Below are 21,568 nucleotides of genomic sequence, written 5' to 3' on the forward strand. Positions count from 1 at the left end.
CCTTCGTGCGTCACGGGGCCAGGACGAATGTCCACGTGGTGGTGGTCGTGCTGGCCGCCGCGCCCACCGCGGCGAGCCCGCCGTAGCTGCCCTGCGGCACACTGCTCGCCGAGTCGGCGAGCAACGCGGTCACCCGGCCGCCACCGGTCTGCGAGCTGTTGCTGCGGACCGTGACCCCGGCCGGCGGTGTGAGCGCGGTGGAGGCGGCGTCACCGTGCAGCCAGTACGACACGGCCCAGCTCTGCGCGGTGGTCACCGGCGCGTACGGGGTGGTCCGGACGGCGGTGCTGGCCGGGTCGGTGGCCCGGGCGAACACTGGCGCGCCCGGCGCGACCCCCCGGTAGGCGGCCACCACCAGGTTGCCCTTCGCCTGGCTGTCCAGTGCCACCCGCACGGCCGTGCCCGCGTCGCCGGCGGACGCGGTCTTCCACCAGGCGGTGGTGGTGGCGTAGCCGCCGTCGAGCCGGTCGAGGCGGCTCCACCCGGTCACCCCGGTCGGTTCGCCGGCGCCGGTGTGGGTGTTCTGGCTGAGCAGGAGCAGCAGGGTGTCACCCGGCTGCACCGCGCCCGGGACGGTCACCGTGTGGCTGGTCCAGTTGGCGTTCGCGGTGTCCTGCCCGACGAACGAGATCCGCTCCGGCACCGGCGCGACGGTGACGTCCACGGTCGCGACGCCGGTCGCGCCCCGGTCGTCGGTCACCGTGAGCGTGACCGGGTAGGTGCCGGGCGACGCGTACGTGTGGGAGGTGGTCGGCACCGAGACGGTGCCGGCGGTGGAGCCGTCGCCGAAGTCCCAACGGTGGTCCTGGATCGCGCCGTCGGCGTCGGTGGAACCGGCGGCGGAGAACGTGCACACCAACCCGGCGCAGGTCGGTGCCAGGTCGGCCACCGGCGCCTGGTTGGCCGGGCCGCCCGAACCCTTCAGGATCTTCACGTAGTCGATGTCACCGGCGAAGTAGTCGCAGCTCACCTTCTTGCCGTCGCACTGGCTCTTGCCGCCGGCGGAGAGCTGCCAGGAGTTGGCGATGGTGCCGGTCGGCCCGTTCAGCCGGCTGGTCCGCACCCCGTCGACGTACATCTCCACGTAGGCCGAGGTGCGGTTGCAGGTGACGGTGTGCCACTGGCCGTCGGCGATCGCCACGTCGGTGTAGCCGGTGCGCGAGGCGCCGTCGCCGCCGCGGAAGAGGCACCGGGGCTTGCCGCCCGGCGCCTCGAACTTCCAGTAGCCGCCGGTGGTGTTGCCCTGTCCCTTCTGGAGGATGTTCCCGAAGGAGTACGTGGTGCGGTAGCGGATGGTCACCGAGAAGTCGCCGGCGTCCGGGTTGAGGTCGGTGCTGTGCGGCACCAGGTCCACGTGGCCCGGCACGGCCTGCTCCTCGGTGGGCAGGTGGGTGGCGAAGCGGTGCCCGGTGGCGCCGGTGTAGATCGCCCCGGTGACGACCTCGCCGCCGACCGTGCCGTGCCGGCCGCTGCCGCTGCTGTCCCTGAGCACTGTCGACGAGGCCGGCTCGTCCATGCTCCAGAACGCCACGGTCCGGGTCGCGGTGGCCTGTGCGGGCGCGGCGCCCGCCGTCACCCCGGCCGCCGCGACGACCGCCGCCACGCCCAACCGGGCTGCCGTCCGGCGCCATCGCCCCTGCTCGATCGTCCGCATCTGACCGCCTCCCTGCGCATCGGGCCTCACCCTGACATGCGCCGGTCCACGGCTCCATAATCCGCACGGTGGAGTGGTGGCAGGCTGTCGGTGCCCCGGGGTGACCGATGTGGCCGGTGCCGGCACCGGCCGGCGGGAGACGCGCGCCGATCGATCGGCGGCGGCGGCGGCGGCGGAAAAGGATCTTCCGTGGGCGATACTGGGTTTGAACCAGTGACCTCTTCCGTGTCAAGGAAGCGCGCTCCCACTGCGCCAATCGCCCGGGGCTGTTCGCGAGCGGACGACGGGATTCGAACCCGCGACCCTCACCTTGGCAAGGTGATGCGCTACCAGCTGCGCTACGTCCGCGTCGTCGCCGGCTCGCGTCGGCGACAGGACCAACTCTACCCGATGCCAAGATCGCTCAGCGGCGACCCCCCGCGCGGCGGGATTGCGCTGTTCGCCGCCGGGGTACTGACGGACGCGACAGCACAACCATCCCCCTGAAGGAGGCTGTCGTGGGTATCGGTACGAGCATCTTCCTGATCGCGGTCGGCGCGATCCTCACGTTCGCGCTCAACGCCAGCGTCGGCGGCGTCGACCTCGACGTCGTCGGCTGGATCCTGATGGCGGCCGGCGTGCTCGGTCTGATCATGACGACGCTGGTCCGGAACCGGCGCCGCAACGTGGTCACCACCACCGCCGAGCAGCCGGTGGAGTACCGCCGGGTCGAGGAGCCGGTGGAATACCGCCGGGTCGAGGAGCGGCGGGACGCGCCGCCCATGTGATCCCCGCCGGGGGCCGACGGAGCTGATCGGTCCCCGGGCACCGGGCCCGCGGCACCTCGCCACGCTGCGGGTCGCCGGACTGGTGTCGACCCGCTGGCGGGGCCGGTCCATGCTGAGGCAGCCGGACCGCGGTGGCGGGCCGCGTGGTGACGGAACGACGACGAAGGCCGTACCGAATGATCGGTACGGCCTTCGTCGCTGGTGGGCGATACTGGGTTTGAACCAGTGACCTCTTCCGTGTCAAGGAAGCGCGCTCCCACTGCGCCAATCGCCCTCGTCATGCGAGGTGGAGACGGGATTTGAACCCGTGTACACGGCTTTGCAGGCCGTTGCCTCGCCTCTCGGCCACTCCACCGAGGTTGCCCCCGACAATGCGTGGCGGCATCTCCGAGCGGACGACGGGATTCGAACCCGCGACCCTCACCTTGGCAAGGTGATGCGCTACCAGCTGCGCTACGTCCGCACGCCCCCGGCGTTTCCCGGTGACGGATGAGAACTTTAGCCGAGCGGAGGAACGGTTGCCAAATCGGATCCCCTTCGGGCGAGTCCGACCGGAGCGGTGGACAATAACCCGCAAGCTTCCTAGGAGCCTGGGTAAGGGCACCGTGCGAGTCCCCACAGGCGCGTCCACCTGCGGATCCTGGCCGGCGGGTCGAGTGTCCGGCATCCGACTGTGCCACCACCGACCGGCCGGTCCGGTAACTCCTCGTGGTCATTCGGATGGGTTACCGTAACGGGCGTGACGAGACGAGCCGCCGAGATCCGCCTGGATGCGCTGCTGCGCACCGCCTGCGAGGTGATCGCGGAACGTGGGCTCGCCAACACCCGTACCGCCGACGTGGCGGAGGCCGCCGGGGTCAGCCAGGCGCTCGTCTTCTACCACTTCGCCACCAAGGACCGGCTGCTCGCGCAGGCCTTCGCGTACGCCGTCGAGCAGGACCTGGCCCGGCTCGACGCGGTGCTCCGCTCCTCCGCCCCGCCGCTGGCCAAGCTGCGCCGGATGCTGCGCCTCTACGCGCCGACCGGCCGGCCCACCTCCTGGTCGATGTGGATCGACGGCTGGGCCGAGTCGCTGCGCACCCCGGAGCTGGAGAAGCTCTCCCGCCGCCTCGACCTGCGCTGGCGGCAGGACCTGGCGGCGGTGATCGCCGACGGTGTCGCCGACGGCACGTTCACCTGCCCGGACCCGGCCGGCGCCGCCTGGCGGATCAGCGCCGTGATGGACGGCCTGGCGGTGCAGCTCGCGGTGCACGAGCGAGTGATCACCCGGCGGCAGATCGCCGAGTGGGTCCGCCTGGTCGCGGCCCGGGAGCTGAGCCTGGAGCCGAGCCAGCTGGACTGAGCCGGCGGGTGACGCGGGCCCGGGCCGGCGGGTGGACGTTCGCCGCGGACAGGTCACCCCGGTAGTGGGCCAGCACCCGACGGTCCATCAGCCGACGCCACAGCGGGGGCAGCAGCGCGGCGACCACCATCGTCGCGTAGCCGGCCGGCAGCTGCGGGGAGGCGTCGAAGCTGCGCAGCGCCTGGTAGCGGCGCAGCGGGTTGGCATGGTGGTCGCTGTGCCGCTGGAGCTGGAAGAGGAAGACGTTGGTGACGGTCCGGTCGCTGTTCCAGCTGTGCCGCGGGTCGACCTTCTCGTAGCGACCGGCCGCGGTGCGCTGCCGCGCCAGCCCGTAGTGCTCCAGATAGTTGACCGCCTCCAGCAGCGAGAAGCCGACCACGGCCTGGAGCACCAGGAAGACCAGCACGCCGGGGCCGAACGTCACCGCCAGCACGGCGTAGAGCGCCACGGTCATCGCCCACGCGTTGAGCACCTCGTTGCGCCAGGTCCACGGGCTGCGCCCGCGCAGCCGGAAGCGGGCGGTCTCCAGCCGCCAGGCCGACCGCAGGCTCCCGACGACGGTACGCGGCCAGAACGCCCAGAACGTCTCGCCGAGCCGCGAGCTGGCCGGGTCCTCCTGGGTGGCGACGCGGGTGTGGTGACCCCGGTTGTGCTCGACGAAGAAGTGCCCGTACCCGGTCGGCGCCAGCGCGATCTTGGACAGCCAGCGTTCCGCACGCTCCCGCTTGTGCCCCAGCTCATGGGCGGTGTTGATGGCGATCCCGTCGACCACCCCGACGGTGGCGACCAGACCGGCGGCGGCCACCCAGGAGAGCCGGCCACCGGCCCAGACGGCGCAGCACAGCACCAGCGCGGCGTACTGGGCGGGCAGGTAGAGGTAGGTGAGCCAGCGGTAGTAGCCGTCGGCCTGCAACGCCGGCACCGCGTCCTCGGGTGGGTTCTCCCGGTCGTCGCCGATCCAGAGGTCGATCAGCGGGATCAGGCCGAAGACCACCGCCGGGGTGAGCCACCAGGCCCCGCCGGAGCCGGTGGCGTGCCACACCGACCAGGCCACGAACGGCAGGGCCGGCACGAGCAGCGCGAGGGGCCAGAGCGGCTTGCGGGTGTCCCGCCACGGAACGGTGTCGCCAGGCATCGTCGGACTCCGATCGGTTGTTCCTGGACCGACTGTCCCAGCCGCGGCGCACTTTTACAAGACCGGAGATTTTGTAAAGCGGGTCAGCGCCACCGCCGCCGGACGGTCCGCCGCCGCTCGAACGACGGCGCCGCCTCCCCCACCGGGTCACCGGCGGGACGCAGCAGGCGCCGCATCCGGAACAGCAACCCGGCGCCGAGGAAGAGCAGCAGACCACCGAGCAGGAAGGCGGCCTGCACCACACCGAAGCCGCCGGACTCCGCGACCGGCCGACCGGCCGCGCCCGCCGGGGGCAGCTCGGCCGCCGCCGGTTCCGTCGGCTCGTCCGTCGCCGGCTCCTCGCTGGGCGGGTCGGTCGGCTCGGCGCTGGTCGGCGTCGGCTCCGGCGTCGGCTCCGCCGCCTCCCCCACCACCTGACGCGAGGCGGTCCGCCGGGCCAGCAGCCGCAACTGCGGGTCGTACGCCTCGGCGGCGATGCTCACCCGGCCGCGCCCCACGTCCTCGGCGAACGCCACCCGGTAGCGGGCGGTGACCGTGCGGCCCGGGCAGAGCACGCCGGGATCCAGCTCCCGATCGGTCAGCCGCGCGGTGTCGCCCTCGGTGCGGATCTCCAGCGGGAACGAGCCGGCCTCCTCCACCCGGTCCACCTTGACCTGGTCCAGCCGCAGGCCCTGCACGCGCAGCAGCACCGACCAGCGCACCTTGACGCAGTCGTCCGCGCGGGCGCCTCCGTCGGACCGGGACACCACCGCGGAGAGCGTCTCCACCCGGTTGCCGCCGACGAACTCGTCCGGCAGGCCGCTCAGCTCGGTGGAGAAGGCCGCCGCCGCCCGCGCCGGCGCGGCCCCGCCGTATCCGGCGCCCGCCAGACAGCTCAGCACCAGCCCGATCCGCAGCGCGTGCCGCCACCCGCTCACCAGAGCCCCTTCCCGCCTCGGTCGTGTCCACCGGCAACGCTAGGAGCGCACCGCGCGTGCCGGTAGACGGGCGTGTTCGCATCCAACGTCAACATCGGGTAGTGCTTTCACCGACCGTGGTGAACCGGTCACCGCCGCCCGCCGACACGCCCGGGATCGGCGGTGGGACACAATCAGCGGGTGTCCGAGCTGTCCGCCGCGTTCGTCCGGCTGCACGCCCGCCTCGCCCCGGTCGCGTTCGTCCCCGAGGTGCGGCTGCACCAGGCCGACGAGCCGATCGGCCTCTGGGAGCTGACCGAGGGCGAGTTCCGCAGCTCCCAGCCGCCGCCGTTCTGGGCCTTCGCCTGGGCCGGCGGGCAGGCGCTCGCCCGATATGTGACCGACCACCCGGAGCTGGTCGCCGGCCGCCGGGTGCTCGACCTGGCATCCGGCTCCGGCCTGGTCGCCATCGCCGCCGCCCGGGCCGGCGCGGCCGCCGTTCGGGCCGTCGAGGTGGACGAGCGGGCCGTCGCGGCGGTCGCGCTGAATGCCGAGGCCAACGGGGTACGCGTCGACGCCGAACTCGGCGACGTCCTCGACGCCGACGCCGGGGACGCCCAGGTGGTGCTCGCCGGCGACGTGTTCTACAGCGAGGCGATGGCCCGGCGGATGCTGCGCTTCCTGCTCCGGGCCGCCCGCTCCGGCGCGCGGGTGCTGGTGGGCGACCCGGACCGGGCGTTCCTGCCCCGCGACCGCTTCCACGCGCTGGCGACCTACGACGTGCCGGTCTCCGAGGCGCTGGAGAGCGTCCGGGTCAAGCACACCACCGTGTGGGAGTTGGACCCGAACCCGCCCGGCGCCCACCGCCGCTCGTGAGAAGGGGCCCCTTCTCTACCTGAGGCGTTAAGAAGGGGCCCCGCCTTACTGCTCAGCCGCTCTCCTCGGCCCAGGTCCGCCAGTCGTCGAGCACGCCGTAGAGGGCGGGCGTGAGCCAGCCGGGCGCGGAGCGACGGAACACGCCCGGGTCCATCCCGCCCGCGCCGGCCGGCAGCGCGCCGAGCAGGTTCGGCACCAGCTCGGACAGGTTGAGCCAGTGCACCAGCTCCGCCTCGGCCGGCCAGGCACCGATCACCACGCCCGCCGGCACGGCCCGCCGGTCCAACGCCTCCAGCGTCAGCGCGGTGTGGTTGAGCGTGCCCAGCCCGGCCCGCGCCACCACCACGGCCGGCGCGCCGAGCGACACCGCCAGGTCGGCCACCGTCCAGGGCTCGCCGGACGGGCGCAGCCCCATCGGCACGAGCAGCCCGCCGGCCCCCTCGACGAGCACCAGGTCGTGCTTGTCGGCCTCCTCGCGGATCGCGTCAACGGCGCTGTAGAGCTCCAGCGGCGGCAGCTCGGCGACCCGGGCCGCGGCCAGGGGGGCGAGCGGGTCCGGATAGCTGGCCAGCGTCCGGCCGGTGAGCGGGGCGGCCAGCCGGGTCACCGAGTCGACGTCGCCCGGCTCGCCGGTGGCCGTACCGGTCTGGCCCGGCTTGACCACCGCGACCCGCAGGCCGGCCGCCTGCGCGGCGGCGGCGATCGCGGCGGTCACCACGGTCTTGCCGACCTCGGTGTCGGTGCCGGTCACCAGCACCGCCCCGGTCCAGCCGTCACTCACGGCGCACACTCCACGATCGGCGCACGAGGCACGGCCGGCGCGCACTCCACGATCACGTCGAGCGCCCGGGCGAAGTCCGCCCGGTCCACCCCGGCGCCGACGGTCAGCCGTAGCCGCGAGCGGCCGTCGGGCGTGGACGGCGGCCGGAAGCAGCCGACGGCCACGCCCCGCTCCCGGCAGGCGGCCGCCCAGGCGGTCGTCGCCTCCGGCCCGGGCGCGGTCACCGAGACCACCGCCGCGTCGGGGGCGGAGACGGACAACCCGGCCGCGCCGAGGCGGCGCACCGCGAACGCGACCCGGTCGGCCAGCTCGGCGCGCAGCGTGTCGCCGGCCCGGGCCAGCCGCACGGCGGCGTACACCCCGGCCACCACGGCCGGCGGCGGGGCGGTGTCGAAGATGAACGTGCGGCCGGTCTCCACCAGGTGCCGGACGAACTCCGCCGGCCCCGCGACCACGCCGCCGGCCCCGCCGAGCGCCTTGGACAGGGTCGCGGTGACCACCACGTCGGGTTCGCCGGCCAGCCCGGCGGCGGCCACCCCGCCGGCCCCGGCCGGGCCGGTGACGCCGAGCGCGTGCGCGTCGTCGACGAGCAGCAGCGCGCCGTGCCGGCGGGCGACCGCGTGCAGCTCCGCGAGCGGGGCCAGGTCGCCGTCGACGGAGAAGACCGACTCGGTCACCACCACAGCCGGGCGGCCCGGCGCGGCGGCCAGCGCGGCGGCCACCGCGGCCACGTCCCCGTGCGGCGTCACGAGCGTCTCGGCGCGCGAGATCCGGCAGCCGTCGATCAGCGAGGCGTGGTTGTGCGCGTCGGAGACGAGCAGCGTACGCGGCTGGGTCAGGCCCCGGACGGCCGCGAGGTTGGCCAGGTAGCCGGAGGAGAAGACGAGCGCCCGGTCGACGCCGAGCCAGTCGGCCAGCTCGTCCTCGAGCGCGTGGTGCAGGTCGGTGGAGCCGCGCACCAGGCGCGACCCGGTGGCGCCCAGCCCGTACCGGGACAGGGCCTCGGTGGCGGCGGCGGTGACCGCCGGGTGGGCGGCCAGGCCCAGGTAGTCGTTGCCGGCCAGGTCGACCACCGCGTCGTCGGCGGCGCGTGGGCGCAGCGTACGGGTCAGGCCCGCCTCGGCCCGCAGTTCGGCGCCGCGGTCCAGGGCCGCCAGCCAGTCCGCCACCGCGCCGTCCCCTCCCGCCGAACCTGTCGCCCGCCCGGGCGCTTCCGCGGGGCGAAGTTACCACCCGGCCACGCCGCCCCGGCGTGGCGCGGTGCCGGCTCGCCGGGTTAGGTTACGGCCATGCCAGAGATCCTCGACCAGGCCCGGACCCGGGTGCTGGAGAACGGCGTCGGCCTCGACCAGGCCGGCATCCTCGCCGTGCTGAACCTGCCGGACGAGCACCTGCCCGCCGCCCTCCAGCTCGCCCACGAGGTCCGGATGCGCTGGTGCGGCCCGGAGGTCGAGGTGGAGGGCATCGTCTCGCTCAAGACCGGCGGCTGCCCGGAGGACTGCCACTTCTGCTCCCAGTCCGGCCTGTTCACCTCCCCGGTCCGCTCGGTCTGGCTGGACATCCCGGCGCTGGTCGAGGCCGCGAAGCAGACCGCGGCGACCGGGGCCAGCGAGTTCTGCATCGTGGCCGCCGTGCGCGGCCCGGACGCCCGGCTGATGAAGCAGATGCGTGACGGCGTGGCGGCCATCAAGGAGGCGGTCGACATCCAGGTCGCCGCGTCGCTCGGCATGCTCACCCAGGAGCAGGTCGACGAGCTGGTCGAGATGGGTGTGCACCGCTACAACCACAACCTGGAGACCTGCCGCTCCTACTTCCCGAACGTGGTCACCACGCACTCGTGGGAGGAGCGCTGGGAGACGCTGCGGATGGTCCGCGAGTCCGGCATGGAGGTCTGCTGCGGCGGCATCCTCGGGCTCGGCGAGACGGTCGAGCAGCGCGCCGAGTTCGCCGCCCAGCTCGCCGAGCTGGACCCGCACGAGGTGCCGTTGAACTTCCTCAACCCGCGCCCCGGCACGCCGCTCGGTGACCGCCCGGTGGTCGAGGGCAAGGACGCGCTGCGCGCCATCGCCGCGTTCCGGCTGGCCATGCCGCGCACCATCCTGCGGTACGCGGGCGGCCGCGAGCTCACCCTCGGTGACCTCGGCACCCGGGACGGCCTGCTGGGCGGCATCAACGCGGTCATCGTCGGCAACTACCTGACCACGCTGGGCCGGCCGGCGACCGACGACCTGAAGTTGCTGACCGAGCTGAAGATGCCGGTGAAGGCGCTCTCCGCGACCCTGTGAGGCGATGGTGACCGAGCTGACCCGACCCGCCGCGCCGGTCGACGACCCGGGCGCGACCGGCCGCGCCGAGACCGACGGCGGCGTCGGAGCGCGCTGGTGCGACAGGTGCGGTGAGTCGGTGGCCGACGGTCCGCACGCGGCGTGTGCGGCGGCCCGGGCGCTGGAGCCGCCACGCTGGTGCGCGACCTGCCGGCGGCGGATGAAGGTGCAGGTCGTGCCGGCCGGCTGGTCGGCGGTCTGCGTCGAGCACGGCGAGCGGCGGGGCTGAGCGGTGCTGCGGGGACGGGCGGTGACGCTGCGACCGGCGACGGACGCGGACGTGGCGGCGCTGGCCGCGATCCGGGCCACCCCGGAGGTGCGCCGCTGGTGGCGCGGCGACGACGACCTGGCCGGGGCGGTCCGCGCCGACCTGTCCGACGACTCGCTGGCCGTCTACGTGATCGAGCACGACGACCGGCTGGTCGGCGCGATCCAGTGGTACGCCGAGACCGACCCGGACTACCGCCACGCCAGCCTGGACATCTTCCTCGACCCGGCGGCGCGCGGTTCGGGCCTGGGCGGGGACGCCATCCGCACGCTGGTCCGGCACCTGGCCGACGAGTACGGCCACCACCGGTTCACCATCGACCCGGCGGCGGCGAACACCGCGGCGATCCGGGCGTACGCGAAGGTGGGGTTCCGCCCGGTGGGCATCATGCGCCGCTACGAGCGCGGCGCCGACGGGCGCTGGCACGACGGCCTGCTGATGGACCTGCTCGTCGAGGACCTGCCCGACTGAGTCGGGCGTGCCCGGCACCGCAGGGTGCCGGGCACGTCCGGTCGGCTAGCGCTGGAGGGTCAGCACACCCGGCCGCCAGGGCAGCAGGTTGTAGTCGCCGCCCGCGCTGGGGTTCTTGCCCTGGTAGAGCATCTGGAGGTTGCAGGCGTCGACGGTCTTGGTCTGGTCGGGGTTGGTGCGGACCAGGTCACCGTGGCTGATGTCGTTGGTCCACGTCGCGCCGCTGTTGGCCTTGCCCGCGAACGGGTTGCTCTCGGTGGCCGCGTTCGGGCTCCAGGTGCCGCCCAGGCTGGTGGCGGTGAAGGAGCGGAAGTACCGCCCCTGGCTCCCGATCGCCTCGACGAGCATGAGGTACTGGTTCTGGCCCTGCACCTTGTAGACCTCGACGCCCTCGAACAGGTTGTTTGTCGAGTCGGTCATGATCGTCGTGTAGTTCGAGCCGAAGCTGCCCGGGAAGTTCCCGAGCGGCATGCTCGACCGGTAGATCTTGCCGTTGTCCCCGGCGAAGAAGAGGTACATGTTCTGGTCGTCACCGATGAGCGTCTGGTCGATCACGCCGTACGGGGCGTCGGGAAGGGTGGCGGTGGAGAGCGTCTGCGGCGCGGACCAGCCGTTGGCGTTGGTCGGGTCGCTCGACGTCTTATAGCTGAACGACGTCGGTCCCCACTGGTAGGCCAGCACCCAGATGTTCTTCGGGGCGAAGTAGAGCAGGGTGGGCGCCACGGTGCCCTGGCTCATCCCGGTCTGGCTGGCCGAGGCCATGTCGGACCAGTTGGTGAACAGGCCGAAGTTCATCGAGCCGTACGAGCCGCCGCTGTTGACGTTCGACGCGTAGACCAGGTGCTTGCCGTTGTAGACCACGTTGGTGAAGTCCTTGACCGAGACCCAGCCGTTCGCCGGGTTCGCCAGCGCGCCGGTCGACGACCACCGGTAGGTCGACGGGAGCGCACAGCCGCCCGACGGCGGCGTGGTGGTCGGCGTCGGGGTCGGCGTGGTGCCGCCGCCGAAGTCGGTCCGCCACTGCTGGTTGGGCTGCCCGTGGCAGTCGTAGAGCTGGATCTGCTGGCCGTTGCCGGTGCCCCAGACGTCGAGGCAGCGACCGGACTGCACGCCGCTGATGGTGCCGTTGGAGTTGACGTTCCACTGCTGGTTCGACTGGCCGTTGCAGTCCCAGATGATGATTCCGGTGCCGTTGGCGGTGGCCGCGCCGTTCGCGTCGAGGCACTTGGTGCCGTAGACCATCAGCTGCTTGCTGGCGGTGTAGGTCCACTGCTGGTTCGACTGGCCGTTGCAGTCCCAGAGCTGGACCCGGGTGCCGTTGGTCTGGATGGCGTTGGGCACGTCGACGCACCGGCCCGACTGCACGCCGACGATCCGCCCGGCGCCGCCGGACGGCGGTGGGCCGGTGGTCGGGCCGGAGGTCGGCCCGGAGGTCGGTGCGGCGGCGTTGAGGGCGTTGAGGACCGAGGTGTACGCGGCCTTCTTGTTGCCGCCGCCGTCGAAGAGCAGCGGGCTCTCGTTGGAGCGCCAGGAGTCGCTGTCCCGCACACCCCACACGGTGATGCCGATGCAGCGCGGCACGTTCAGGCACGCCTGCGTCAGGCCGGCGTACTGCGAGGTGGACGAGTTGGTGACGTCGACCTCGGTGAGGGCGACGTCGACGCCGAGGGCGGCGAAGCTGGACAGCGTGGTCTGGAAGTTGCCCGGCAGCGAGCTGCCGCCGGTGAAGTGGGTCTGCAACCCGACGCAGTCGATCGGCACGCCCCGGGACTTGAAGTCCTGGATCATCCGGTAGACGCCCTGCGTCTTGCCGTAGGACCAGTTCTCGATGTTGTAGTCGTTGTAGCAGAGCTTGACCGACGGGTCGGCCGCCCGCGCGGTGCGGAACGCCACCTCGATCCAGTCGTTGCCGGTGCCCTGCAGGTTGGAGTTGCGGCGGCTGCCGTCCTCGTTGAACGCCTCGTTGACCACGTCCCACGCGGCGAGCTTGCCCCGGTAGTGGGCCATCACGCCGTTGATGTGGTTGATCATCGCGTTACGCAGCGTGCTGCCCTGCATGTTCTGCATCCAGCCGGGCTGCTGGGCGTGCCAGGCGAGCGTGTGACCCCGCACCTTCAGGCCCCGCTGGGTCGCCCAGTTGTAGATCTGGTCGCCGGCGGAGAAGTTGAACTGGTTCTGGTTCGGCTCCGTGGCGTCCGGCTTCATCTCGTTCTCGGCCGTGATCATGTTGAACTCACGCGCCGCGATGGTGCTGTAGGTCGAGTCGCCGAGCCGGCCGGCCGCGATCGCGGTGCCGAAGTAGCGGCCCGACTGTGCCGCCGCCGCGCCCAGCGTGCTCGCGGCGGCGTTCGCCGCCGGCATCATCACCGCCACCGCGGCCACGGTCACGGCGCTGACCGCGCCGGCGAGCAGCGCGCGGACGGCGGGCGACCGCCGACGCCAACTCCCGCCGCGCTGGACGGATGGGCTCCTTGCCATCTTGGCCTCCTTGCTGGCCAACACCCGAGCCGTCTGGGCGAGGACGACTGGACGTCGTGGCTGGAATATCTAGCTGCATCGATGCTTACACCGAGCCCTGGCCCGGACAAAGAGTTTCGGAAAAGTTTCGGAAATGTTTTTGGGGAGCCTGCGGGCGTGGCGTGGCCGGCCGCCGCACTCGGGCGACCGGCCACGCCACGGAGGATCCGTGGTCAGGAGACGGTGCAGGCGGAGCCGTTCAGGGTGAAACCGGTCGGCCTCGGGTTCGCGCCGGTGTGGGTGCCGTTGAAGCCGAAGCTGGTCGACGCCCCCGCCGCCAGCGACCCGTTGTAGGACAGGTTCGAGGCGGTCACGGCCGTGCCGGTCTGGGTGACGTTCGCCGACCAGGCCTGCCCGACCTTCTGCCCGGCGTTGCCGAACGTGAAGGCCAGCGTCCAGCCGTTGATCGCCGTGGTGCCGGTGTTGGTGACCGTGACGTTCGCGGTGAACCCGGTGTCCCAACTGTTCGTCGTCCAGGTCACCGCGCAGCCGCCACCGGCCGGGGCGGTCGTGGTGGTGACCGTGACGCCGGGCGAGGCCGGCGAGACGTTGCCGGCTGCGTCCACCGCGACCACGGTGAACGTGTACGTGGTGGCCGCGGTCAGCCCGGTCACCGCGAGGGTGGTGCCGGTGGTGGAGCCGACCAGCACCGTTCCGCCCCGGTAGACCCGGTAGCCGACGACGCCGACGTCGTCGGTGGCCGGCCCCCAGGCGAGGGTGAGTCCGGTCGGGCCGACCGCGGAGGCGGTGGGCGTGCCGGGCGCGGTCGGCGCGGTGGTGTCCGGGGTCGAGGCGGCCGCCGTGGTGACCGTGAGCGCCGGCGAGGCGGTCGACCGGTTGCCGGCGCCGTCGCGGGCGACCACCGTGAACTGGTACGCCTGCTGGGGCGCCAGCCCGGTGACGGCGAGGGTGTTCGTGGTGGACTTCAGCAGCACCAGGACGTCGCCGCCGGGCTGCGTCTGGACGATGTCGTAGCCGGCCAGGCCGCTGCCCCCGGTGTCGGTGGAGGCGGGCCAGGTCAGCGTGAGACCGGTCGACGTGACCGCGGAGGCGACCGGGGTGCCGGGGGTGCTCGGCGCGGTGGTGTCCGGAGTGGCCGGACCGGGCTCGTCGCCCCAGACCCGCACGCCGCCGGAGTAGAGCGGCACCTTCCGGTTCGGCCCGGCGGTCGCCTGGTAGGAGGGGTCGTTCGTCGGGTCCCAGGTGCCGCCCTCCGGTACGCCGATCTTGAACTGCACCTCCATCCGGTGCTGCGACTGCCCGGCCGGCGCGATGGTGTAGCCGGTGCAGTCGACCTCGACGTACCAGATGTCGCCGCTGAACTGCTTGGCGGTGGACGGCGACGGGCAGCCCTGGGTGTAGCCGGGCGTGACGGTCACCGGGCCGGTGCCGTCCGGCCGGAAGTAGTACCGGAACTTACCGGTGGTGAGCGCCCGGGCCGGGAACGCCGACTTGTTGTAGATGATCGCCTTGAGCCCGGTGGCCCGCGGCTCGGCCTGCATCACCGTGGTCTCCACGGTCAGCTCGTCCAGGTCCGGCGTCTCGGCGGCCGGGAAGCCGGCGCGCGGGCTGCCGCCGTACTCGCCTGTCAGCCGGGCCAGCGCGGAGGTGAGGCCGGCGTTGTAGTCGGTGGCCACCTCGTTCATCACGTAGTCGGAGCGGCTGTCGGTGTAGGCGTCGTTGGCCGCCGACGGGCCGCCGACCAGCGCGCCGTAGAGCACGTGCCGGGTCTCGGTGGGCACGGTCTGGCTGTCCCACCAGGAGCCGTGCGCGGTGCGGTGGTGCGGGTTCTTCGGCGGGTTGGCGCCGAACCCGATCATGTAGCTGGAGTTGCGCGGGTTGTCGCCGAGCGCGTAGTTGACCTGCCGGACGGCGAAGTCGTGGTAGCGGGCCTTCCGGGTCGCGTCGGTGGTCTTGTCGCTGTAGACCAGCGCGGCGAACGACGTGTTCGCGGCGTAGCGCAGCGCGCCCCAGGAGTCGAGCACCGCCATCCCGCCGGGCGAGTACGGCACCCGCTGCCCGTTGACGCCCACGGTCCAGTAGTCGAGCCAGCGGTTGGCGTCGTCGACGTACTTCTGCTTGCCGGTCAGGTTGGCCAGCAGCACGTACGCGCCGAACTGCTTGTTGTCCCAGGCGAGCGTCCACTTGTAGGAGCGGGTGGTGGACTGCGGCTCGGTGCCGAGCTTGTCGTACTCGCTCTCCGCCTTGGCCAGGTAGGAGGCATCGCCGGTGGCCCGGTAGAGCCAGATGGCGCCCCAGACCAGCTCGTCCTGGTAGCCGCTCCACGACTTGTAGAACGAGGCCGCGTCGGTGATGCACTCGCTGTAGGACTTCCGCACCGTGTCGGCGAACGTGTAGAGCTGCTTGGCGTGGCCGAGCAGCTTGTCCGCGTAGGCGGCGTCGGTGGGGTGGAACACCATCGACGACGCGGCCATCGCGGCCGCCGTCTCGCCGGCCAGGTCCGCGCCGCCACAGCTCGCATCGATCTTGTACGCGGGCCGCGCCATCGGCAGCACCTCGGCCGGCCCCCACCACTTGTGGTCGTCGTCGCCCTTGCCGACCTGGCCGTAGAGGACGTTCGGGGCGGGGTGCGCCTTGACGAAGTAGTCGTTGACGAAGCGCAGGTTGTTGAGCAGGTGGCTGAGTTGACCGGAGGCGACGTAGCCGTCCCGGTACTCGACCGCGCCCCAGGCCAGCATGGTGGTGCTGAACGCCATCGGGAAGCCGAACTTCACGTGGTCGCCGGCGTCGTACCAGCCGCCGGTGAGGTCGACGCCGACGTCGGCGCCGTCGGTGAGCGCCGAGTCGCCGCGCCAGGAGACCCGGTTCCAGGCGGGCTTCTTACCGGACTGCTGCGCCTCGTAGAAGAACAGCGACTTCTGCAACGCCTCGGCGTAGTTGAACGCGGGCGCGGCCTGCGCCCCGGCCGGGGCGGCGGACGGCGCGGCGGCGGCCGGGAGCGGCACGGCGGTGGCGAGCGCGGCCACCAGCGCGGCGCCGGCGGCGAGCAGCCGGCGGGACGGGCCACCGCGCGGCGGCGGGGTCGGTCGGGGCATGGCGAGCTCCTGTGGAGGATGGGCTGCCGCACGGCGGCGCGATCGGCGTCGGACGGTGCCGGTCGGGCCGCCGTGCGGCGGTGGTGGTGGGGTGGACCGCAGGAGCGCGGGAGCGCTCCCATGGATGGTTGACAATGTAATCTCGCGCCCGCCCGTTGGGAAGACGACCACCACCCCGACCTCCGCGATACTCGCCGGTAACTTAGATCACATCGATGTGCTGTTGCCCGCCGCGCGACCCGCACGGGACAGTCGCCACATCCAGCGGCGTCATCGACGCCGCCGCTCCCCGGACAACCCTGAGGAGATCGCGATGGCTCTCAGACTCGCCGACGGCACCTCCTGGTCCGACACCCTGACCCGCGCGGTGGCCACCACCCCGGAGGCCTTCACCACCGCCGACGACGGCACCGCCACGCTGCGCAACCTCGTCGAGGGGCAGTGGCGCCCGACCGGCACGCCCACCGCGGTCCGCACCCCGGTCGACAACACGGTCCTGGTGAACCTGGCCCGGCTCGACGCCGACGCGGCACGCGCCGCGGTCGCCCACGCCACCGCCGCGCACCGCGAGTGGGCGCGCACCGACCTCGCCGAGCGATCCGCCCGGGTCGTCGACGCGCTCGACGCGCTCACCGCCCACCGCGACCTGCTCGCCCTCCTGCTGGTTTGGGAGATCGGCAAGCCGTGGCGGCTCGCCTGCGCCGACGTGGACCGCGCGCTCGACGGCGTGCGCTGGTATGTCGGGGAGATCGAGCGGATGCTCGCCGGTGGCCGCGAGCCGCTGCCCGGCCCGGTCAGCAACATCGCCTCCTGGAACTACCCGATGAGCGTGCTGGTGCACGCCGAGCTGGTGCAGTTGCTGGCCGGCAACGCGGTCATCGCCAAGACCCCGTCGCAGGGCGGCGCGGCCTGCCTCACCGTCGCGCACGCGCTGATGCGCCGCGCCGGGCTGCCCGCCACGCTGCTCTCCGGCAGCGGCGAGGAGCTGTCCGAGGTGCTGGTCCGCGCGCCCGAGATCGGCGCGGTGGCGTTCGTCGGCGGGCGCTCCAACGGCGGCAAGGTCGCCGCCGCGCTGCTCGACTCCGACAAGCGGCACTTCATCGAGCAGGAAGGGCTCAACGCCTGGGGCGTCTGGGACTTCTCCCAGTGGGACACGCTCGCCGCGCACCTGCGCAAGGGCTTCGAGTACGGCAAGCAGCGCTGCACCGCGTACCCCCGGTTCGTGGTCCAGCGGGACCTGGTCGACGAGTTCCTCGACATGTACCTGCCGGTCGTCCGCTCGATCCGGTTCGGCCACCCGCTCGCGGTCGGCACCGGCTGGGCCGCCGGCGACCCGCTGCCCAAGCTGGACTTCGGCCCGCTGATCAGCGCCGCCAAGGCCGACGAGCTGCGGCGCAAGGTGGACGAGGCGGTCCGCGGCGGCGCCGTGCCGCTGCACCGCGGCAAACTCGACGGAGCGCCGTTCCTGGACGGGCAGGATACCTCGGCGTACGTCGCCCCGGCCGTGCTGCTCGCCCCGCCCGGCCGGTCCCGCCTGATGCACGCCGAACCGTTCGGCCCGGTGGACACCATCGTCGTGGTGGACACCACCGACGAGCTGCTGGCCGCCATGAACGCCTCCAACGGCGCGCTCGTCGCGTCGCTCGCCTGCGACGACGAGGAGCTGGCCGGCAAGCTGGCGATGGACCTCCAGGCGTTCAAGGTCGGCATCAACAAGCCCCGCTCCCGGGGCGACCGGGACGAGCCGTTCGGCGGCCGGGGCGCCTCCTGGAAGGGCGCCTTCGTCGGCGGCGACCTGCTGGTGCACGCCGTCACCGTCGGCGGCGACGACCGGCTCCACGGCAACTTCCCCGACCACAGCAGCTACCCGGCCACCTGATCGGTGTAAGGAGGGGCCACCTGTTAACGCCTCGCGTAGAGCAGGGGCCCCTTCTTAACACGCGGCCTGGTTGAGCAGCCGGGGTTGGCGGCGACGCACATCCGCTCGGCCGCCGGGGCGGGTCGGTCGGGGCGGGTCAGCCGCGAGGCTCGGCCCAGGCGGTGAAGCGGTCTTCGAGGTCCGCCGGGCGCCGGCCGCTGTCCAGCTCGGCCAGTTCCTCGGCTGCGCTCTCGTGCAGGGTCAGGAGGTACGCCCGCAACTCGGCCCTCCGCTCGCGGTAGCGCGCGAGGAGGTTCAGTTTCGCCGTCGAGCACGGCCAGGCCACCCCGCAGGCGCGGCAGCGCCAGGTGGGCCGCGAGGGGACGTGGTCGGCGGGGCCGGGGCGGCGGGCCATCACCCGAGAGCGCCGACGCGCGGGCGGCGCTGCGACACCGGCGGCGGTGGGGTCAGCACGCGCACCCCGCTCCGCCGCAGGAACAGCGACCGGCGGGCGGTCGCGTTGCCGTCCGGGCCGAGCTGGTAGACGTCGACCCACCACCAACCGTCGTACGTCGTCCAGTCCAGCACCCGGATCAGCCGGACCCATATCGGCCGGGCGAACTGCGGCGACGCCTCCCGAGTCAGGTGCAGGACGTCGCCGGCACGCAGCGCGGACGCCTCCGGCCGGCGACGGCGCAGCCCGGTCACCGGCGGCCACCCGGTCGCGGCAAGAGGGTCGTCGTTGCCGGCGACGACAGCCAGCGCGACGACGGAACGCGGTTCGGTCGGACCGGCGGCACGGCCGGCGTCGGCTCGGGTGTCGGCTTCTTCTCGGGCACGGACAGCCCTCCTCTCATCGGCGGAACCTGGAAGAGGGACCGCCCCGCGCTGGTGCCTGCCGGACGAGGCGGTCCCCCGACTGACACGGTCGCCGGGTCTCGGGTGGTCCCTGCCGGCCGCGCCGTCTGTTCCAGGTTGGACGGCAAGCCGCTAGCGTCGGAAGGCAAAAGCGCACGTTGAACCGGGTGTGATGGTGGTTGCGGGGACGCGAAGGAAACGCCAGGAGTCTGAAGGGGTGGTGAGGGCGCGGTGAAGTCTGGCGCTGACTTCCTATTGGCGGAGCTTCGCGCAGCGCGGACGGCGCGCGGGATGAGTCAAGAAGACTTTGGGAAGCTCATCAACTATTCGGGCACGCACGTGGGCAACGTCGAGAGCGGCGCTCGCCCGCTGAAGGCGGACTACGTTGCCGCCGTGGACCAGGCGCTCAGCACGAACGGGCTGTACTCACGTTTGCTGGAGCGGCTCGGCGCGCCGATCTGGCTTCGTGAGTGGATCGATGAAGAGCAACGTGCTACAGCCATTCGTTGGTATGAGCCAGCATGGATGCCCGGTCTGTTTCAGACGCCCGAGTTCGCGCGGGCGACGCTTGCCGACGAGCTGTTGAGCGCGGATGTGGTCGACCGGCTCGTCACGGCCAGGCTCGCGCGACAGGCGCTGCTGCGGAGGGACCCGCCGCCGTTGGTGACGGTGGTCCTTGACGGGACGGTTATTCGGCGCGTGGGTGACGGGCAGGAAAGTATGATCGCGGCGCAGCTCGCGCACTTCGCCGAGTGTGCCGAGTTGCCGCATGTGCAGGTGCACATCGTTCCGGAGAGCGTGGGAATCTACACGGGCCTGACGGGGCCGTTCGTGCTCGCCCGCCAGCCGGGCGGAGGTTGTGCCGCGTGCGCGGACGGGCAGCTCACCGCGCAGGTAACCGACCGGCCCGAGGACATTGCTATGCTCGAAAAGCGGTGGGACCGCATCTGCGGCGTGGCGCTCCCACGCCGCGACTCCCTCGAACTCATCAGGAAAGCGGCAGGATCATGGACATGACCGGCGCGTCGTGGCGCAAGAGCACCCGCAGCGGCAGCAACGGCGGCAACTGCGTGGAGGTCGCCGACAACCTTCCCGGCGTCGTCGGCGTGCGGGACTCGAAGGATCCGACCGGCCCTGCGCTCACTTTCGAGCCGGTGTCCTGGCGGGCGTTCGTCGCCCAGGTCGGCGAGCGCGGCTGACCGAACCGGCTCCGAGAGCGCCCCGGATCCACGCGGCCCGGGACGCTCTGCTGTCTCAGGCGGCAGCGAGCTCGCCCAGCTCGGCGCCGGCGGCTACTGCCATACGCCTGTCCGATCCCGCTGACATCGCCTGAGCTGGCCCAACACGAGCGTCAGCGGTGGGCGCTGCCGGGTAGACACCGCCTGCGACTGGCCTGAACTCCGTGCCGCCGCTGCGGCCATCAGCACGACCAAGCCGGCGAGGTCACCACGTAAGCCGCCGACCGCGACCAGCGCCCGAGCTGGTGGCCGCCCGCCCGACACGACCCTGCTGGCGTTGACCTTGCGTGCTGGTGCCATTTGCCCCGGGTGTAGTTCAACAGTTAGAGGAGGCAGTGTTGATCCAGATTCGACTGAGTCACTACGAGCCGTGCGACCCGACTTAAGACTGCCTCGGCCGCACCCACATCGGCTACCGCGAGGGCATGACCGAGGCCGAGGCATTCGAGGCCGGCCGCGGCGCATGGAAACTCAAGGCCGACCGAGTGCTCGACCAGGACGGGGTGCAGATCATCAACCTCGACGGTACGGTCCTCGCGGTCGCGACGATCACCGGCATCACCAAGTGCGACGACCGGCAGGCCATCGAGGGCAGCCTGCTCACCGGCGACCCTCGGGTCGGCCACCCGACCACGAAGCCGCACCTGTCGCGGAACCCGGTCGGCTACTTCGAATCCAGCCGCGCCCGCCGCTGACCCCACCCAACATCCACCGTCCGGGCGGTCGGTGCAGCAGACCTGGCGAGAACAGCTGGCCCGTGGGATCAATGTAGCTGGTGGGGTTGCAGCTGGGTCGAACACGGAAATCTACGCAGTCCCGCCCCGTCAGCGGACATCACCGCTGATGGCGTTGGTGAGGTGCCTCCGAAGTTGAGGTCATACCAGCAGGACGCGGTGGATCACATCGTCGCGGCACTGGGCGATGGTGGTCGTGCCCGGATGCGGGCGGCCTGCGGTAGCGGGAAGTCGCTCGTCGGGTTGGGCGCCGGGGTGCGGTTGTGCCCGTCGGGGGCTGGTGGTGGTCGCGGTGCCCTCGCTTACGCTGCTGGCGCATATGCTGAGCGTGTGGGTCAGGACGCACGCCGCGGAGCGGGTGTTGGCAGTCTACGGCGAGGGCGGTGTCGCCGACGACGCGGTGCGGGTGGGTGGATCTGTCGTGTCCGGTGACCACGGACCCGGGAGAATCGCCGACTGGGTACGGCCCCGGCAGCCGCGCCCCGGCCGGCCAGGGGATCGGTTGCAGTCCCAGAACCACAATGGACGAAAGCTGACGAGCCGCCCGCTCAACGCTGCCGCAGGTAGATGAGGGCTGCGACGCCGCCGCCGCAGATCGCGTAGCCCAGCGTTGCCGTGATCTTGACCCACTGCGACAGATTCGTCTGCCCGAGCAGCCAGCCCAGCGTCAGACCACCCACGCCGAACAACACGATGAACAGGAACAACATCTGTCCTACCCGCCTACGACTTACCGCCATGAGAGAACTCCTTCCCCGGGTTGCGGGACCAGCGAAGCTGGTCCCGCAACCTC

Annotated in this window: 20 protein-coding genes and 5 tRNA genes; 10 read left to right on the top strand and 15 right to left on the bottom strand. The window is 72.3% G+C overall.

Going from position 1 to position 21,568, the window contains the following annotated elements:
• Window positions 1-10: 10 nt before the first annotated feature.
• The 3 genes from O7618_RS16140 to O7618_RS16150 all read right to left on the bottom strand — a co-directional run bounded on the left by O7618_RS16140 (window position 11) and on the right by O7618_RS16150 (window position 2,002).
• A complete protein-coding gene (locus tag O7618_RS16140) occupies window positions 11-1,654 on the bottom strand; it encodes a PKD domain-containing protein (RefSeq protein ID WP_278106911.1) in 1,644 nt (547 codons plus the stop codon).
• A gap of 190 nt (window positions 1,655-1,844) precedes the next feature.
• Window positions 1,845-1,916, bottom strand: a tRNA-Val gene (locus O7618_RS16145).
• 13 nt (window positions 1,917-1,929) lie between these two features.
• Window positions 1,930-2,002 (bottom strand) — tRNA-Gly (locus O7618_RS16150).
• Between the two features lie 149 nt (window positions 2,003-2,151).
• On the opposite strand from O7618_RS16150, the gene O7618_RS16155 reads away from it, so the two are divergent.
• Window positions 2,152-2,421 (top strand): DUF6458 family protein, encoded by a 270-nt coding sequence (locus tag O7618_RS16155; protein ID WP_278106912.1) that lies wholly within the window; start codon window positions 2,152-2,154, stop codon window positions 2,419-2,421.
• Between the two features lie 199 nt (window positions 2,422-2,620).
• Here the strand turns inward: O7618_RS16155 and O7618_RS16160 are convergent.
• The 3 genes from O7618_RS16160 to O7618_RS16170 all read right to left on the bottom strand — a co-directional run bounded on the left by O7618_RS16160 (window position 2,621) and on the right by O7618_RS16170 (window position 2,884).
• A tRNA-Val gene (locus O7618_RS16160) sits at window positions 2,621-2,695 on the bottom strand.
• Between the two features lie 10 nt (window positions 2,696-2,705).
• Window positions 2,706-2,776: transfer RNA gene (locus O7618_RS16165), tRNA-Cys, on the bottom strand.
• Window positions 2,777-2,811: 35 nt separating this feature from the next.
• Window positions 2,812-2,884, bottom strand: a tRNA-Gly gene (locus tag O7618_RS16170).
• Between the two features lie 276 nt (window positions 2,885-3,160).
• Here O7618_RS16170 and O7618_RS16175 point away from each other — a divergent pair.
• Window positions 3,161-3,763 carry a TetR/AcrR family transcriptional regulator gene (locus O7618_RS16175; RefSeq protein ID WP_278106913.1) on the top strand — a complete coding sequence of 201 codons (603 nt, stop codon included), beginning with the start codon at window positions 3,161-3,163 and terminating at the stop codon, window positions 3,761-3,763.
• Here O7618_RS16175 and O7618_RS16180 read toward each other — a convergent pair.
• Both O7618_RS16180 and O7618_RS16185 read right to left on the bottom strand, forming a co-directional pair.
• A complete protein-coding gene (locus tag O7618_RS16180; RefSeq protein WP_278106914.1) occupies window positions 3,684-4,898 on the bottom strand; it encodes an alkane 1-monooxygenase in 1,215 nt (404 codons plus the stop codon). The genes O7618_RS16175 and O7618_RS16180 overlap by 80 nt on opposite strands.
• An 83-nt stretch (window positions 4,899-4,981) precedes the next feature.
• Window positions 4,982-5,815 carry a hypothetical protein gene (locus tag O7618_RS16185; protein ID WP_278106916.1) on the bottom strand — a complete coding sequence of 278 codons (834 nt, stop codon included), beginning with the start codon at window positions 5,813-5,815 and terminating at the stop codon, window positions 4,982-4,984.
• A gap of 180 nt (window positions 5,816-5,995) precedes the next feature.
• Between O7618_RS16185 and O7618_RS16190 the strand changes: the two genes are divergently transcribed.
• Window positions 5,996-6,670 carry a 50S ribosomal protein L11 methyltransferase gene (locus O7618_RS16190; RefSeq protein WP_278106917.1) on the top strand — a complete coding sequence of 225 codons (675 nt, stop codon included), beginning with the start codon at window positions 5,996-5,998 and terminating at the stop codon, window positions 6,668-6,670.
• Window positions 6,671-6,722: 52 nt separating this feature from the next.
• On the opposite strand, the gene bioD is transcribed toward O7618_RS16190, so the two are convergent.
• Both bioD and O7618_RS16200 read right to left on the bottom strand, forming a co-directional pair.
• Window positions 6,723-7,460 carry a dethiobiotin synthase gene (gene bioD / locus O7618_RS16195; protein WP_278106918.1) on the bottom strand — a complete coding sequence of 246 codons (738 nt, stop codon included), beginning with the start codon at window positions 7,458-7,460 and terminating at the stop codon, window positions 6,723-6,725.
• On the bottom strand, window positions 7,448-8,620 hold the full coding sequence (locus O7618_RS16200; RefSeq protein ID WP_278106919.1) for an 8-amino-7-oxononanoate synthase: 1,173 nt from the start codon (window positions 8,618-8,620) through the stop codon (window positions 7,448-7,450). Before O7618_RS16200 ends, bioD begins: the two co-directional genes overlap by 13 nt.
• Before the next feature lie 120 nt (window positions 8,621-8,740).
• Here O7618_RS16200 and bioB point away from each other — a divergent pair, with 120 nt between their 5' ends.
• Genes bioB through O7618_RS16215 form a run of 3 tightly spaced genes read left to right on the top strand, consistent with a single transcriptional unit; the run spans window position 8,741 to window position 10,514 of the window.
• Window positions 8,741-9,736, top strand: coding sequence for a biotin synthase BioB (bioB, locus tag O7618_RS16205; RefSeq protein WP_278106920.1), 996 nt, complete (start codon window positions 8,741-8,743; stop codon window positions 9,734-9,736).
• A gap of 4 nt (window positions 9,737-9,740) precedes the next feature.
• A complete protein-coding gene (locus tag O7618_RS16210) occupies window positions 9,741-10,004 on the top strand; it encodes a hypothetical protein (RefSeq protein WP_278106921.1) in 264 nt (87 codons plus the stop codon).
• Between the two features lie 3 nt (window positions 10,005-10,007).
• Window positions 10,008-10,514, top strand: coding sequence for a GNAT family protein (locus tag O7618_RS16215; protein WP_278106922.1), 507 nt, complete (start codon window positions 10,008-10,010; stop codon window positions 10,512-10,514).
• 45 nt (window positions 10,515-10,559) lie between these two features.
• Here O7618_RS16215 and O7618_RS16220 read toward each other — a convergent pair whose 3' ends face one another.
• Both O7618_RS16220 and O7618_RS16225 read right to left on the bottom strand, forming a co-directional pair.
• Window positions 10,560-12,992: a non-reducing end alpha-L-arabinofuranosidase family hydrolase gene (locus O7618_RS16220; protein WP_278106924.1), complete on the bottom strand. Its 2,433-nt coding sequence runs from the start codon at window positions 12,990-12,992 to the stop codon at window positions 10,560-10,562.
• A gap of 212 nt (window positions 12,993-13,204) precedes the next feature.
• The gene (locus tag O7618_RS16225) at window positions 13,205-16,087 is read right to left on the bottom strand and encodes a glycoside hydrolase family 9 protein (protein ID WP_278106925.1); all 2,883 of its coding nucleotides are present in this window, start codon (window positions 16,085-16,087) and stop codon (window positions 13,205-13,207) included.
• A gap of 313 nt (window positions 16,088-16,400) precedes the next feature.
• On the opposite strand from O7618_RS16225, the gene O7618_RS16230 reads away from it, so the two are divergent.
• On the top strand, window positions 16,401-17,966 hold the full coding sequence (locus O7618_RS16230; protein ID WP_278106926.1) for an aldehyde dehydrogenase family protein: 1,566 nt from the start codon (window positions 16,401-16,403) through the stop codon (window positions 17,964-17,966).
• A gap of 136 nt (window positions 17,967-18,102) precedes the next feature.
• Here the strand turns inward: O7618_RS16230 and O7618_RS16235 are convergent, their stop codons facing one another.
• Entirely contained in the window at window positions 18,103-18,360 is a 258-nt protein-coding gene (locus O7618_RS16235) for a flavin reductase (protein WP_278106927.1), read from the bottom strand.
• Window positions 18,360-18,653, bottom strand: coding sequence for a hypothetical protein (locus O7618_RS16240; protein WP_278106929.1), 294 nt, complete (start codon window positions 18,651-18,653; stop codon window positions 18,360-18,362). The genes O7618_RS16235 and O7618_RS16240 overlap by 1 nt, the downstream gene beginning before the upstream one ends.
• A gap of 381 nt (window positions 18,654-19,034) precedes the next feature.
• On the opposite strand from O7618_RS16240, the gene O7618_RS16245 reads away from it, so the two are divergent.
• From O7618_RS16245 to O7618_RS16255, 3 genes are all read left to right on the top strand, one after another.
• A complete protein-coding gene (locus O7618_RS16245) occupies window positions 19,035-19,820 on the top strand; it encodes a helix-turn-helix transcriptional regulator (protein WP_278106930.1) in 786 nt (261 codons plus the stop codon).
• Window positions 19,811-20,002, top strand: coding sequence for a DUF397 domain-containing protein (locus O7618_RS16250; protein ID WP_278106931.1), 192 nt, complete (start codon window positions 19,811-19,813; stop codon window positions 20,000-20,002). The genes O7618_RS16245 and O7618_RS16250 overlap by 10 nt, the downstream gene beginning before the upstream one ends.
• A 464-nt stretch (window positions 20,003-20,466) precedes the next feature.
• Window positions 20,467-20,736, top strand: coding sequence for a hypothetical protein (locus O7618_RS16255; RefSeq protein ID WP_278106932.1), 270 nt, complete (start codon window positions 20,467-20,469; stop codon window positions 20,734-20,736).
• Window positions 20,737-21,323: 587 nt separating this feature from the next.
• Here the strand turns inward: O7618_RS16255 and O7618_RS16260 are convergent.
• Window positions 21,324-21,485 carry a hypothetical protein gene (locus O7618_RS16260; RefSeq protein WP_278106933.1) on the bottom strand — a complete coding sequence of 54 codons (162 nt, stop codon included), beginning with the start codon at window positions 21,483-21,485 and terminating at the stop codon, window positions 21,324-21,326.
• Window positions 21,486-21,568: the final 83 nt, after the last annotated feature.

The sequence above is a fragment of the Micromonospora sp. WMMD980 genome, assembly GCF_029626035.1.
In the GTDB taxonomy this organism is placed as follows: domain Bacteria; phylum Actinomycetota; class Actinomycetes; order Mycobacteriales; family Micromonosporaceae; genus Micromonospora.

Bases quoted from the DNA above. Each gene is read 5' to 3' on its own strand.
- O7618_RS16235 (WP_278106927.1), bottom strand. From the start codon at position 18,360: ATGGCCCGCCGCCCCGGCCCCGCCGACCACGTCCCCTCGCGGCCCACC.
- O7618_RS16250 (WP_278106931.1), top strand. From the start codon at position 19,811: ATGGACATGACCGGCGCGTCGTGGCGCAAGAGCACCCGCAGCGGCAGC.
- bioB (WP_278106920.1), top strand. From the start codon at position 8,741: ATGCCAGAGATCCTCGACCAGGCCCGGACCCGGGTGCTGGAGAACGGC.
- O7618_RS16220 (WP_278106924.1), bottom strand. From the start codon at position 12,992: ATGGCAAGGAGCCCATCCGTCCAGCGCGGCGGGAGTTGGCGTCGGCGG.
- O7618_RS16180 (WP_278106914.1), bottom strand. From the start codon at position 4,898: ATGCCTGGCGACACCGTTCCGTGGCGGGACACCCGCAAGCCGCTCTGG.
- O7618_RS16210 (WP_278106921.1), top strand. From the start codon at position 9,741: ATGGTGACCGAGCTGACCCGACCCGCCGCGCCGGTCGACGACCCGGGC.
- O7618_RS16225 (WP_278106925.1), bottom strand. From the start codon at position 16,087: ATGCCCCGACCGACCCCGCCGCCGCGCGGTGGCCCGTCCCGCCGGCTG.
- O7618_RS16230 (WP_278106926.1), top strand. From the start codon at position 16,401: ATGGCTCTCAGACTCGCCGACGGCACCTCCTGGTCCGACACCCTGACC.
- O7618_RS16255 (WP_278106932.1), top strand. From the start codon at position 20,467: ATGACCGAGGCCGAGGCATTCGAGGCCGGCCGCGGCGCATGGAAACTC.
- O7618_RS16260 (WP_278106933.1), bottom strand. From the start codon at position 21,485: ATGTTGTTCCTGTTCATCGTGTTGTTCGGCGTGGGTGGTCTGACGCTG.
- O7618_RS16140 (WP_278106911.1), bottom strand. From the start codon at position 1,654: ATGCGGACGATCGAGCAGGGGCGATGGCGCCGGACGGCAGCCCGGTTG.